General features: G+C 61.3%; 11 protein-coding genes and 1 pseudogene. 4 read left to right on the forward strand and 8 right to left on the reverse strand.

The window, feature by feature from the left end:
* Positions 1–282: 282 nt before the first annotated feature.
* Together UB23_RS25300 and hutC are read right to left on the reverse strand one after the other, a co-directional pair.
* On the reverse strand, positions 283–849 hold the full coding sequence (locus UB23_RS25300; protein WP_045061979.1) for a HutD/Ves family protein: 567 nt from the start codon (positions 847–849) through the stop codon (positions 283–285).
* Positions 846–1,556, reverse strand: coding sequence for a histidine utilization repressor (gene hutC / locus UB23_RS25305; protein ID WP_172435301.1), 711 nt, complete (start codon positions 1,554–1,556; stop codon positions 846–848). The genes UB23_RS25300 and hutC overlap by 4 nt, the downstream gene beginning before the upstream one ends.
* A 146-nt stretch (positions 1,557–1,702) precedes the next feature.
* Between hutC and UB23_RS25310 the strand changes: the two genes are divergently transcribed.
* Positions 1,703–3,067 (forward strand): formimidoylglutamate deiminase, encoded by a 1,365-nt coding sequence (locus UB23_RS25310; protein WP_045061980.1) that lies wholly within the window; start codon positions 1,703–1,705, stop codon positions 3,065–3,067.
* Positions 3,068–3,189: 122 nt separating this feature from the next.
* Here UB23_RS25310 and UB23_RS25315 read toward each other — a convergent pair whose 3' ends face one another.
* Positions 3,190–3,759: a lipocalin family protein gene (locus tag UB23_RS25315; RefSeq protein ID WP_045061981.1), complete on the reverse strand. Its 570-nt coding sequence runs from the start codon at positions 3,757–3,759 to the stop codon at positions 3,190–3,192.
* A gap of 31 nt (positions 3,760–3,790) precedes the next feature.
* Entirely contained in the window at positions 3,791–4,045 is a 255-nt protein-coding gene (locus tag UB23_RS25320; protein WP_045061982.1) for a lipoprotein, read from the reverse strand.
* Between the two features lie 30 nt (positions 4,046–4,075).
* Between UB23_RS25320 and UB23_RS29830 the strand changes: the two genes are divergently transcribed.
* The 3 genes and pseudogenes from UB23_RS29830 to UB23_RS30945 all read left to right on the forward strand — a co-directional run bounded on the left by UB23_RS29830 (position 4,076) and on the right by UB23_RS30945 (position 6,275).
* Positions 4,076–4,228, forward strand: a complete 153-nt coding sequence (locus tag UB23_RS29830; RefSeq protein ID WP_160298071.1) for a hypothetical protein — start codon at positions 4,076–4,078, stop codon at positions 4,226–4,228.
* Positions 4,229–4,394: 166 nt separating this feature from the next.
* A pseudogene (locus tag UB23_RS30940) lies at positions 4,395–5,417 on the forward strand (HAMP domain-containing protein); the annotation flags it as partial.
* Positions 5,418–5,510: 93 nt separating this feature from the next.
* Positions 5,511–6,275: a methyl-accepting chemotaxis protein gene (locus UB23_RS30945; protein ID WP_414704660.1), complete on the forward strand. Its 765-nt coding sequence runs from the start codon at positions 5,511–5,513 to the stop codon at positions 6,273–6,275.
* Positions 6,276–6,391: 116 nt separating this feature from the next.
* Here the strand turns inward: UB23_RS30945 and UB23_RS25330 are convergent, their stop codons facing one another.
* The 4 genes from UB23_RS25330 to UB23_RS25345 form a co-directional block, all read right to left on the reverse strand.
* Positions 6,392–6,994, reverse strand: a complete 603-nt coding sequence (locus UB23_RS25330) for a DUF924 family protein (protein WP_045061984.1) — start codon at positions 6,992–6,994, stop codon at positions 6,392–6,394.
* A gap of 1 nt (position 6,995) precedes the next feature.
* Entirely contained in the window at positions 6,996–8,006 is a 1,011-nt protein-coding gene (locus UB23_RS25335; protein ID WP_045061985.1) for a class 1 fructose-bisphosphatase, read from the reverse strand.
* A 287-nt stretch (positions 8,007–8,293) separates the two neighbouring features.
* Positions 8,294–9,667 (reverse strand): DUF3999 domain-containing protein, encoded by a 1,374-nt coding sequence (locus tag UB23_RS25340; protein WP_045061986.1) that lies wholly within the window; start codon positions 9,665–9,667, stop codon positions 8,294–8,296.
* The gene (locus UB23_RS25345) at positions 9,664–12,879 is read right to left on the reverse strand and encodes a DUF2339 domain-containing protein (RefSeq protein WP_045061987.1); all 3,216 of its coding nucleotides are present in this window, start codon (positions 12,877–12,879) and stop codon (positions 9,664–9,666) included. Before UB23_RS25345 ends, UB23_RS25340 begins: the two co-directional genes overlap by 4 nt.
* Positions 12,880–12,982: the final 103 nt, after the last annotated feature.

Raw genomic sequence — 12,982 nt, forward strand, 5'->3', positions numbered from 1 at the left:
GCCAACTTGCTGGATGGCTGTTCAAGAAAAATTCTGAAAGAAGTGCAGAGCCTGTAGATCAAGGGTTTTGACGTGCATGAAATTTTTTCGGAGAATTTGAACGCACCTGGGAGGGCTGTTACTGGAGCGCGGTTTTGCGCCACCCTGGGGCGTTCGGTAACAAAGTGGTGCGCGTTTTGGAACGCCGGAAAGCAAAAGATCGCAGCCTTCGGCAGCTCCTACGATGAGATGACGTACATCCTGTAGGAGCTGCCGAAGGCTGCGATCTTTTAGAAGCTTGGATCAGCGCGCGATCAGCTCAATCACACAGCAATTACCGCCACTGGAGACTTCCAGGAGACCGGCATTACCATCAACCTGTAGGCAATCATGGCGGCCCAATTGCTGGGCACTGTTACCGACTTTCACTTCTAACGCGTCAGTGACACTGAACACCAGCACAGTCCCCGCCGAACTGAAAAACCGCTGCTCCCCTGCCAGCCACTGCAACCGCGCGTCGTAACGCTGCGGCGCATAAATCAGGTTGAAATCGCGAATCGGTCCACCAAGCAGTGTGCAAGACACCTGGCTCTCACCACTAAAAGCAAACGGCTCCAGCGGTAACAACGCAGGCGTGTCCTGGCCGTCGACGCGCAACGTCATGCCATCGCCCTGCAGTACGGTAATCACACGCTGATAACCGGCGAACGTGGAAAACCCGCCCGACTCGCCAATATCGGCAATCGACAGGCGCCAACCGAAACCGTCCAGGCCCGTGCCCGCATCCCGGGTAATTTCCTCAGTGCTGCCTCCGCCGTTTTTCCATGGCATGCGTGGGTAATCTTTGGCGCGTAAAACCTTCATGTTCATTTATGGAACCGACCTTCCAGACGATGACGGGAACCGGGGTGGATCAACCGGGCGGCAGTCACCGGCTGACGCCCCGACCAGGTCCGGCGACGAATCAGCAGGCATGGCTCGCCTTTTTCAATTTGCAGCAATTTGCATTCGCTGGCCTCAGCCAGTATCGCCTCGACCACGTGCTCGCCTTCAGTCAGCGGTGCGACCTGGTTCAGGTAGGCGTACGGCGTTTGCAGGGTGAAGTCCTGCTTGAGGTAATCCGGGGCCACCAGCGCGTTAACAAAACGGTCTTCGATCTGCACCGGAATATCATTCTCGAAGTGCACGATCAGCGAGTGAAATACCTTCTGGCCTTCGCGCATGTCCAGCGCCAGTGCACGCTCGGAGCCGGCGGCTTCTTCTTCCAGGGTGATCACCTTGCAGGTGTGACGATGGCCGCGAGAGGCGATTTCGTCGGCGATGTTGTGCACTTCAAACAGGGCCGACTGGCTTTTCGGCTCGGCAACGAACGTACCCACACCCTGCATACGCACCAACAGGCCGTCGGCGGTCATCTCGCGCAGGGCACGGTTGATGGTCATGCGGCTGAAACCCAGCTGGCTGACCAGTTCGCTTTCCGAGGGCACGCGGTAATGCGGCGGCCAGTTACCACTGTCGATTTGCTGGGTGATCATCTGTTTGACGCGGGCGTACAGGGGCGCCGGACTGTCGCCCATGTTCGCGGCCAACGGAGAGACAGCAGGCGGAGTCGGCACGGTTAATCCTTGTTCATCTGGATGAGATTGCTAGCTTGCCGGAGTTTACCGTCGAGGCAAACGTCTGTATATGTATATACAAATAACACACGATGGGGTGCTGAACCATGTCCGCCTTCTTTGCCGAACGCGCACTGCTGCCTAACGGATGGGCCAATGATGTACGTCTTGAGGTCAGCGCCGATGGCGCGCTGACCCTTGTCCAGGCCAATTCTCAAGCAGATGGCGCCGAACGGATAAAGGGGCCGCTGCTGCCGGGCATGCCGAATCTGCACTCCCACGCATTCCAGCGGGCGATGGCCGGGCTGGCGGAAGTGGCAGGCAATCCAAACGACAGTTTCTGGACCTGGCGCGACCTGATGTACCGTCTCGTCGGAAAAATCAGCCCGGAGCAGCTCGGCGTCATCGCTCGTCAGCTGTACATCGAGATGCTCAAGGCGGGCTATACGTCGGTCGCCGAATTTCATTACGTGCACCACGACACCAGCGGCCAGGCGTATGCCGATCCTGCAGAACTGGCGCTGCGTATCAGCCAGGCGGCGGCGTCTGCCGGCATAGGCCTGACGCTGCTGCCCGTGCTCTACAGCCATTCCGGCTTCGGCGGCCAGGCGCCGAACGAGGGTCAGCGGCGCTTTATCAACAGCACCGAGAACTACCTCAAGCTGCAGTCGCGCCTGCAGCCGATCCTGGCCGGACAGCCGGCGCAGTCCCTGGGTTTGTGTTTCCACTCGTTACGCGCCGTCACGCCCCAGCAGATCAGCGAAGTACTGGCGGCCAGCGACACCCAATGCCCGGTGCACATTCATATTGCCGAGCAGCAGAAGGAAGTCGATGACTGCCTGGCCTGGAGCGGTCGTCGACCACTGCAATGGCTATACGAAAACACCGAAGTCGACCAACGCTGGTGCCTGGTCCACGCGACCCACGCCAACCCGGAAGAGGTTACGTTGATGGCCAGGAGTCGCGCCATTGCCGGCCTGTGCCTGACGACTGAAGCCAACCTGGGCGACGGAATTTTCCCGGCGGTGGACTTCCTGGCTCAGGGCGGGCGCATGGGGATCGGTTCCGACAGCCACGTGTCATTGAGCGTGGTGGAGGAGTTGCGTTGGCTTGAATACGGTCAGCGTCTGCGTGACCAGCGGCGTAACCGCCTGTATGGCGCCGATCAACCGATGGTTGGCCGCACGCTATATGACGCGGCACTGGATGGCGGCGCCCAGGCGCTGGGTCAGCCAATTGGCGCACTGGAAGTCGGCAAGCGAGCGGACTGGCTGGTGCTCGATGGCAACGATCCGTACCTGGCAACAGCCAGCGGTGACGCCATTCTCAATCGCTGGCTGTTTGCCGGTGGCGATCGCCAGGTGCGCGATGTCCTGGTCAATGGCCAGTGGGTCGTGCGCGACGGGCGCCATGCCGGCGAAGAAGAAAGCAGCCGTGCGTTCACCCAAGTCCTGCGCGATCTATTGGGTTAACGCAAAACGAAATGTGGGAGCGAGCCTGCTCGCGATGAGGCCGTCATATCCAACAGAGATATTGGCTGACAGACCGCTATCGCGAGCAGGCTCGCTCCCACAGTTTTGATCTTCGGTGCCCGCTAGTTCGAAGTCTTCGCCATCTGCGTATCGGAGGCACGCCAGATCAATCGCGTGGTGTCGTACCCCTGCTGTCGCGCCTTGCTCAGCAGCTCTTCGCGCGTTACGCCGTTGACGGTGGGGCTGCGTGACAGCAACCACAGGTAACGACGGCTCGGATCGCCAACAATGGCAGTCTTGTAGTCGTCGCTGACGTACAGCACCCAGTAATTGCCCTTCGCTACACCCGGCAGCAAGCGCGAAAACCAGTTGTCGAATTCGACCCACAGCTTGTCGGTCTTGCCTGGCACTTGTGGCCAGGCGGTGCCTTTGGCCTCTTCCCATTGCCAATCCGCCGTCAGGCAGCGGTTCAGCACCAGCACATTACCGTCGGACTTGAGGGTGTAATGGGCTTCGGATTGCGCACAGTTGCGCTGGAAATACATCGGCAGGCGCGCCAGCTCATACCAGGTGCCTTGATATTTCTTCAGGTTGACGCTGTCGACCGTTTTCGGCGCCAGCGACTCATCGCCAGAAGTGGCGCAGCCGGCCAATACCAGGCCGGCCAAAAGAACAAATAATAACCGCTTCATTGTTTTTCTCCCGTGGGCGCGAAGCCCCGGTTTACTTCAGGCCTTGGCCAGAAAACATCAACACTTTGTCACCGGCGTACTGCACGCTGATAAAGCTGTTCTTGTCGCCCCAGGTGCAACTGGACATGCCGAGCGCGCCGGAGCAATCGGTAGGCTTGCCCAGCAAGGTTTCAACCTCGGCCTTGGGCATGCCCGAGGACAACTTCGAATAGTTTTCCTGATTGACCTTGCTGCATGCGGCCAACAGCACGCAGAACGAAAGCAGGGCGATAGAGCGCAGCGACATGGTGTAGCTCCTGGGGCGAAGGGGGTTGGCATGGCTGCCAAGCAGAAGCTTAGAAGAGAAAACCCCAATCTGGTTCCCCGGCCGGCAGCCTATTTGTCGAGCCACTCGTCTGCCATGTTCCGAAAAATCAGCAACTTTGCCGCGCCACTCATCAATTCGCCAATTTTGCAGCAGGACGCCTAATCTTTGGCACGGTGCGGTCGACACATCATGTAGGAGCGAGCTTGCTCGCGATGGATGCCAACGATAACGCGGTTCGATTAACCACACGCGATTATCAAACTCCCTCGCACGAGCAAATCGCGACCACACCAGTCCCTGCGCGGTAGCTCACTTAATGACCAGAAACATGAAGTTCAGCCACAAGATCCTGCTGGCTGCCGCCCTCGTGGTGGCCGTTGCATTCGCCTGTTTCATCCTGTTCAACGACTACCGCCAGCGCCAGACCCTGCGCAGCAGTACGCAAGCGTCGATGCAGGAACTGGGCAGCCTGACCACCAGCAACATCCAGACCTGGCTGGAAAGCCGCATTCAGTTGCTGCAATCGCTGTCCCAGCAGATTGCAATAGACGGCTCCGCGCCGGCCAGCCTCAAGCGCGCTATCGACCTGCCGGCCTATACCAGTAACTTCCAGCTGAGCTATTTCGGTGGCAGCGACGGCGTGATGTTCTCGGTCCCGGCCGGCAATCGCGCCGCCGACTACGATCCCCGCGCCCGCGGCTGGTACAAAGCGGCCAACAGTGCAAAACAGACGGTGGTAACTGAACCCTACATCGCAGCGTCCTCAGGCAAACTGGTGATCACGGTGGCAACACCGGTGCAACGCCAGGGCCAGATGATTGGCGTCGCCGGTGCAGACATCGACCTGTCCAGCGTCAGCGCGATCATCAACTCGCTGAACTTCGGTGGCCACGGCCATGCGTTTATCGTCAGCGCCGACGGCAAGATCCTGATCCATCCGGACAGCAACTTTGTCCTCAAGAGCCTGGCCGACGCCTACCCCAATGGGGCACCGACCGTGAGCCCGGGGCTGAAAGAGGTCGAGATCGGCGGTAAAAGCCAGTTCATCTCCTTCACTCACGTCAACGGTGTGCCTTCGGCGGACTGGTACGTGGCACTGGTGCTCGACCAGGAAACCGCGTTCGCGATGCTCAGCGAATTCCGCACCTCGGCGATCATTGCCATGGTGATTGCGGTGGTGATCATCATTGCGCTGCTGGGCATGCTCATCAGCTTCCTGATGCAACCGCTGCTGACCATGGGCCGTGCCATGCACGACATCGCTGAAGGTGAAGGCGACCTGACCCGGCGGCTGACTATCCACGGTCATGACGAATTCGGCGCGCTGGGCACTTCGTTCAACCGCTTCGTGGAACGTATCCATACTTCCATCACTGAAGTGGCGTCCGCCACCGGCCAGGTCAACGAAGTCGCCCTGCGCGTAGTGGCAGCTTCGAACTCGTCGATGTTCAACTCCGACCAGCAAGCATCGCGCACCAGCAGTGTGGCTGCGGCGATCAACGAACTGGGGGCCGCCGCCCAGGAAATCGCCCAGAATGCAGCCCTCGCCTCGCAACATTCGAGCGATGCACGGGCCCTGGCCGAAGACGGCCAGCAGGTGGTCGACAAGACCATTGCCGCGATGCAGCAGCTGTCGGCGAAGATCAGTGATTCCTGCGGCAACATCGAAACGCTTAACAGCAGCACGGTGAACATCGGGCAGATTCTGGAAGTGATCACCAGCATCTCCCAGCAGACCAACCTGCTGGCCCTGAACGCAGCCATCGAAGCGGCCCGTGCCGGCGAAGCCGGACGTGGGTTTGCCGTGGTCGCCGATGAGGTACGCAACCTGGCGCACCGCACCCAGGACTCGGCGCAGCAGGTGCAGAAGATGATCGAGGAACTGCAGGTCGGCGCCCGGGAAGCGGTGAGCACCATGACCGATAGCCAGCGTCAGAGCGAAAGCAGTGTCGGCATCGCCAACCAGGCCGGCGAGCGCCTGGGTAGCGTGACCCAGCGTATCGGTGAGATCGATGGCATGAACCAGTCGGTGGCGACGGCCACTGAGGAACAGACGGCAGTGGTGGAGTCGATCAATGTCGACATTACCGAAATCAACATGCTGAATCAGGAAGGCGTGGAGAACTTGCAGTCGACGTTGCGGGCATGCTCGGATCTGGAGCAGCAGGCGGCGCGGCTTAAACAGTTGGTGGGTAGCTTCAGGATTTAAACTGCTTTCACTGGCCCCATCGCCAGCAGGCTGGCTCCCACAGGGGATTGTGAACGACACAACCCCAATGTGGGAGCCAGCCTGCTGGCGATGACGGCATCAGCCGCAAGGAAAATCTAGAACCTTGAACCAGGCCCCGAAAGAAACGCCAACTCTTCAGCCGTCGAATCCCTTCCCAACACTGCATTGCGATGCGGAAACCGCCCAAACCGCGCAATCACCTTCTGATGCTTTTCGGCGTAATTCAGGTAATCGGTAAACAACGCCTGATCACCCTCAGGTTGTTGGTTAACCAGATCGATGTACCGCGAAACGGCCTCGTTCTGCACCGCCAGATTCTCGCAATGCTCGAACACCATGTAGATGAATACCCGCTGAATCGGCTGCAACTGCCGATCAAAATCCGCAGCAATGCCTTGGGCTACCAGGGCTTGAGCCCTGAGGTCACCGCAAAAGGCTTTGGGGGAGTCGCGATAGATCATGCGTGGCAGCTGATCGAGCAACAGCACCAGCGCCAGCCAACCGTCGGGGCGTTGCGCCCAGTCAGTCAATCCGCCGGCAAGCGCCTGCTCGACCCAGTCCCCGAAACGCGTTTGCGCCTCGAGGTCCTGGCGGTCGTGCTTGCCGAACCATAACTTGCCCTTGTCAGCCGCTACCTCGTCAGAGGTCTGGGCTGAGCCAAACCACCATTCGAGCAACGGCTGCCAGGGCGCGGTCATGTTATTCCTTGTGGTAAGCCGTAACGCGGGCGACTTCTTCTTTCGAGCCCAGGTACACCGCTACGCGCTGGTGCAGGCCTTCTGGCTGGATGTCGAGAATGCGCTGGTGACCATCGGTGGAAGCGCCGCCGGCCTGTTCCACCAGGAACGACATCGGGTTGGCTTCATACATCAGGCGCAGTTTGCCCGGCTTCGACGGCTCGCGGCTGTCGCGTGGGTACATGAACAGGCCGCCACGGGTCAGGATACGGTGCACATCGGCCACCATCGCGGCAACCCAGCGCATGTTGTAGTTCTTTTTCAGCGGGCCTTCATCGCCAGCCAGCAATTCGTCGACGTAGCGCTGTACCGGAGCTTCCCAGTGACGCTGGTTGGAGGCATTGATCGCGAATTCCTGGGTGCTTTCAGGAATCGTGATGTCTTCATGGGTCAGGACAAAGCTGCCCATTTCACGGTCCAGGGTAAAGCCCTTGACGCCGTCACCCAGGGTCAACACCAGCATGGTTTGCGGGCCGTAGATCGCGTAACCGGCAGCAACCTGCTGGGTACCTGGCTGCAGGAAGGCCTTTTCGTTCAGGGCTTCGTTCTGGCTCAGGTATTCAGTTGGGCAACGCAGTACCGAGAAGATGGTGCCGACTGGCGCGTTGATATCGATGTTGGACGAACCGTCCAGTGGGTCGAACACCAACAGGTAGGCGCCTTTCGGGTATTTGCCCGGGATCTGGTAGGCATTGTCCATTTCCTCGGACGCCATGCCGGCCAGGTGACCGCCCCATTCGTTGGCTTCGAGCAGGATGTCGTTGGAGATCACGTCGAGTTTCTTCTGCACTTCGCCCTGGACGTTTTCAGTGCCCATGCTGCCCAGAACACCACCCAGGGCGCCTTTGGATACGGCGTGGCTGATTTCTTTACAAGCGCGCGCCACCACTTCAATCAGGAAACGCAGATCGGCAGGAGTGTTGTTGCTGCGGGTCTGCTCAATCAGATAGCGACTCAGGGTAACGCGGGACATGGAAGGCTCCGGTGGAATGGGGGGGGCGGGAAACCCGCGCAGTTTAACGCGAGTCGGGGCGCATTTCCTCCTATCAGACGTGAGATGCCCAATAGAGTTCATGCGCGGGGTTTAGCGTAGTTCGAATCCTGCAGGATTTGGCGGAAGATTTTTGCCGACTCTGCGAGCGCCATCGCGGGCAAGCCTTGCTCCCACAGGCGCCATCAGTCAGGCCCAATCCCCCAGGACCTCCCTGATCCTGTGGGAGCAAAGCTTGCTCGCGATCCGGCGCGCAGCGCCGGCCATTCTCAGGAGTTCGCCGGCGGTTTGCGCAACAGGCTGAACGCCATCGCCGCCAGAAACACCACACTCAAGAGCAACACCGCCCAAAGACCGAATTTCTTCCAGTCGGTGGCGGCGGTGGCCGCAGTGGTCACCGTAGACGTCGGCGCCACGACCACTCCAGCATCTACCGAAGCCTTGCCCAGCGCCGCCAACTTTTGCGCGCTGTAATCCGGGATCAGCGTCGACAACGGCAGGTTCGCCGCCTTCACCGTCGCACTGCCAAGCGCCAGGGTGTAAGGCCCCTCCCCGCGTGCCAGGAACACCAGCAGCGTAGAGCGCACAGCAAATTTCAGGGTCGGCGCCTGCGCGCCCAAGCCACCGCCGCGCTCGTCGACGACCAGCTTCAACTGCTGGACGGTCTGCCCGGCCAACTGCAACTCGTTCTGCACCACATCCTGGCCATTCTGGGTCAGGCGGTACAACAAACCGCTGCCCAGCGGCCGCCACGGCAAGCTGCTTTCCCGACGCCCGGACACCGTCACCGGCGCCAGGCTGTTGGCCTGATCCAACTCGATCTGGATGCGCTCCACGTTCAGCCCCGTCGGCAACTGCCAGATGTACTCACCGGCCTTGGCGCTGCTGGCGCCCAACGGCTGCGACCAGACCAACGGCAGCGGCAAGCTGCGCCCGCTGGCGCTTTCCAGTTGCGCCGAGGTCAGGACAGGCGCCGACTGCGCCGTGTTCCAGAGCAGGCGCAGGTAACGCGCCGATTGCCCCGGCAACCCCACCTCACGCTGCTCCACCCGCTCGTCGGCAAAGGTCAGCCGAGCCACCTGCCCTTCTCCCCAGGATTGCCAGTGCTGCAAGTCGTCGCTCGCCTCAATGGTGAAACGCTGGAAGCCATCGCGCTCACTGGTCCAGTCGAGTATCAACTGCTGCAGGGGCGCCTTGATTCCGCTGGCATCCAGCAACCAGCCGCGCAGCACTTCTTCGCCCGCTTCAAGTTGACCGGCTGGTTGCACTTCCACCAGCGTACCGTCACCGCTCGACCGCACCTTCACGCTCGGAGCGCGCTCAGTGGAGTCGGCGGAGGCGTACAGCGGGAACCATTTCACGTCGGTCAGCACAGGCTTCTCGCTGGCCTGCGCCGATTCCCGAGCCAGGGCATAGGCCTGGGGCTCGCCTGCGGCATTGAACACCCGTACATCTGCAAGATCGGTCTGGCGTGCATTCAATTGCACGCTCATCGGTAGCTCAAGGCGATACCACGGCCCCTCGCCGCTGATTGACAACGGCACCTGGGTGCTGAAGTCTGCCGGTTTTTCCTGGGCGCCGGCCGACAGCGTCACGCCTAGCGCAACAACGCCCAACCAACCCAGGCTCAGCTTCTGACTCAAGACGAAACTCCTTCGGTTTGCGGGGCCGGTTTATCCGCCTCCGCCGCAGCTTCGGCGCGCTTGGGCGGCAGCGGGGCGAAATAGCCCACCACCAGCAGCAACACCCCGACTCCAATGAAAGACACAATCCGCGCCAACCCGCCACGGTTGCTCAGCTCAACAAAGAACAACTTGGCAACCACCACACCGATCAGCGCGGCGCCGATCAACCAGACCTCGCGACGATGGCGCAGGTGACCACCAATCATCAGGCTCAGTGCCATCAAGGTCCAGACGATCGACAGCCCGGCCTGCACCCGCATGGATTCAAGCAATGCATCGAGCTGGAATGGCACGCCAGCCCAATGATGGGCGGTGCGCATCACCAGGACGGTGAAGAAGGCGAACAGCGAGACGCCTGCGATCATTTGCGCAGCCTGGTGGAAGTAGTTGCTGCGCAGCGCCAGTTGCGCCACTGCACTGCGCGCCCAGATAAATACGCCGAACAGCGCAAACAACAGGCCCAATTCCAGCGGATTGATCAACGGCACATAGGGCAAAGGGTCGGCCGACCCGTCGCTGACACTGTTCGCCAACCAGAACCAGCCAAGCATCAACAGCGCCAGCGGTACGGCCGCATAGACCCGGTACTCGCGGGGATAGGCAGCCACCGGCCATGGCCAACTGCGCGGCACCGCCATCAGCACCAGGTAGACGCTCGGCAGAATCGCCCAACCCAGCCAGCGCCAGGCATTGTACTGCTCGGACAACAGCAGCAAGGCGTAGCGCAACTCCGGGGCCAGCACGCCAATCAGCAGCCAGCAGCCGAGCACGTGGGCGATGCCGAGTGCGCGCTCGGGCACCCGCGCAGCCAGTCGCCGCAGCGAGATGAAATGCACGGCGAACACCGCGACCCACACCAGCCAGCCAAAATCGGCAGCCGGATGAAAACGGCCATGCAGCGCGTCCAGCAGCACCAGGGCGGCAGCAGGTATCAGCGTGAGACAGAGCAACCCCAGCGAGGCCCACTGCAGGCGCAAAGCAAGCACCGCCCACAGCGCGACGCTCACCGCCAGGACGGCCAGCAGCAACGTCGCTTGCAGGTCCACTGCAGCGAAACGCTGGATGTCCATACCCCAGGCGATCGCCCACCAACCCGCGCCCCACACCAGCAATACGTCAGCCAACCGCTTCAGGCTGAACGCACCGAACCTCGCTGCAGGGTTTCCGAACTGCAGGCACCAGGCCCCGACGAACGCTGCCAGGCCCAAAACCATTGGCGTCCAGAACCCGGTGTGCGCCAGTGGACGCAAGCCTTCGCTGGCGAACTGAGCGAAAAATCCTGCAGCCGACAGCGCGAAAGCCGCGCCACCCAGCAACTGCACGGCAAATGCCATGAACAGGAACGTGCGCGACTGCAGGCGCAGGCCGACAACCAAGGTCGCCAGGCCGGCCAGCGCCCAACTGATCGCCGTGCCCTGGGTCAGGAAAAACAGCGGCGCCAACAGATAGAGGAAGATCAGCCCCAGGCCCGCGAGCACCGGCAGCCCCTGACGTTCCCAAGGTGCAGTGTGCGCAGCAGAGGCTGTGCGCAATTGGTGGAAGCTGAACAACAACGCCGCGCCAAGCATCAACGCGCCCAGCGGTGCGCCTTGGAGCAAACTGCTGTCACCGAATCGCAGCTCGCTGAGAAACATCAGCGCCGAGCCCAGCTGCAAGAGCAAGGCAAAGGCGCGGGCCAATGTTCGCTGCTGACGCAGGCCAAGCCAGAGGATACCGGCCCCCTCAATAGCCCAGGCCGCAGACGTCCAGCGCGCATCCAGCCCCAGGGGAATCGCCAGGCTGGCGAAGATCACCCCGAGGGCGAGGCAGGTTTCCGCCAACAACAGCGCCCGGGCCCCCATCAGCCAACGGGCCAGGCCCATGTAGATCATGCCCAATGCCAGGGCACTGAACGCAGCGGCCAACTCCAGATGCTGGACCAGCACAAACTGCAGGCCAAAGCCCACCAGCGGCGGGCCGAAGAGCAGGGTGCCGTCGACGTAATCGCCCTTGCGCGCCGACCAGCGCAACAGCGCATCGCGACTGTCGTCCTCGGGTGTGTCGCTCATCTCCAACAATTTTCGACGGGCGAACAGCAGGCCGATGGCCAGGTACATCAGGAAAAACAGGATCAGGAACGGCTCGGTGCTCCACAGCAGCTCCGGCGTATAGGAACGCAAGCCCCAGGTGAAGCCGATACCGAAAGTGCCAACGAAGCCGATCACGTTGAGTAACCGCCAGGCCTTGAACCAGGCGATGGCGAGGATGCCCGCATTGAGCAGCGCGAAGTAACTGAACAGCGCGACGTGGCTGCCGGCGCCGGTCGAGGTTAGCAGTGGCGCGGCAAAACCGCCCAGTGCCGCAGCGGCGGCCAGGCCCAGGGAGTCCTGCTTGATGGCGAGGATGGCGGAAAACACTGTCACCGCCACCAGCAGGCCCAGGGCCGCAGTCGGGTCCAGCAGCGGATGCAGGCGCATTGCGGCGAACACCGTGAGGTACAGCACCGCGATCCCGGTGCCTTGCAGGATCAGCGCGTAGTTATTGTTGCGTGTGCGCAACCACCAACCCAGCCCAAGCAGGCTCAAAGCAGCCGCCGCCACCCCGGCGTACCGCAACTCGATCGGCACTACCATGCCTTCGGTGGCGTAACGCAGCAGGAACGCCAGCCCGAGGAACAACAGCACCACGCCGACCCGCAGCACGGTGTTGCCGCCGAATAACCAGGCACGGGCACCATCGATAGCCCGTTCGATGAAGTTGGGGCCGCGTGGAATCGCTGGCTCCAGGGGTTCGCGGGCGACCGGTGCGGCCCTCCAGGCATCGACGGGCGGCGGACGCCTCGCTTCAGAGGCTGCGACGGTAATCGGCTCGAGCTCGGGTGGAAGCTCCCAGACAAGTTCGGGCGCTTCAACAGGGATGTCGTCAAGAATGAACTCAGGAGCAGGCTCCGGTGCCTGCGGCGTCCTCATGCCGGACGTTTCGAGCGAAGCCAGGCGTTGCTGCAGCGCCAGCAGGTCGACTTGCGCCTTCTGTAACTGCAACTGTTGCTCGGTGGCTTGCAAGGCCAGACGGCCGATACGAATGGCCTGCCCGATACCCAGGCCGAGCAACGCACCCAATAGCGCATCGCCGAACGACTCGTCGAGCACCCAGCCGAGCACCAGCCCTATGAGCATGAAAATCCATTGCATGGTCGATATCCCTAAGCGCAGTGGCCAATCCGGGAAGATTAGCGCAGCCCGACACGAAAAGATCGCAGCCTTCGGCAGCGCCTACACAGGAATACGTCCCCCT

The organism is Pseudomonas sp. ES3-33 (genome assembly GCF_000952175.1).
GTDB lineage: Bacteria > Pseudomonadota > Gammaproteobacteria > Pseudomonadales > Pseudomonadaceae > Aquipseudomonas > Aquipseudomonas gregormendelii.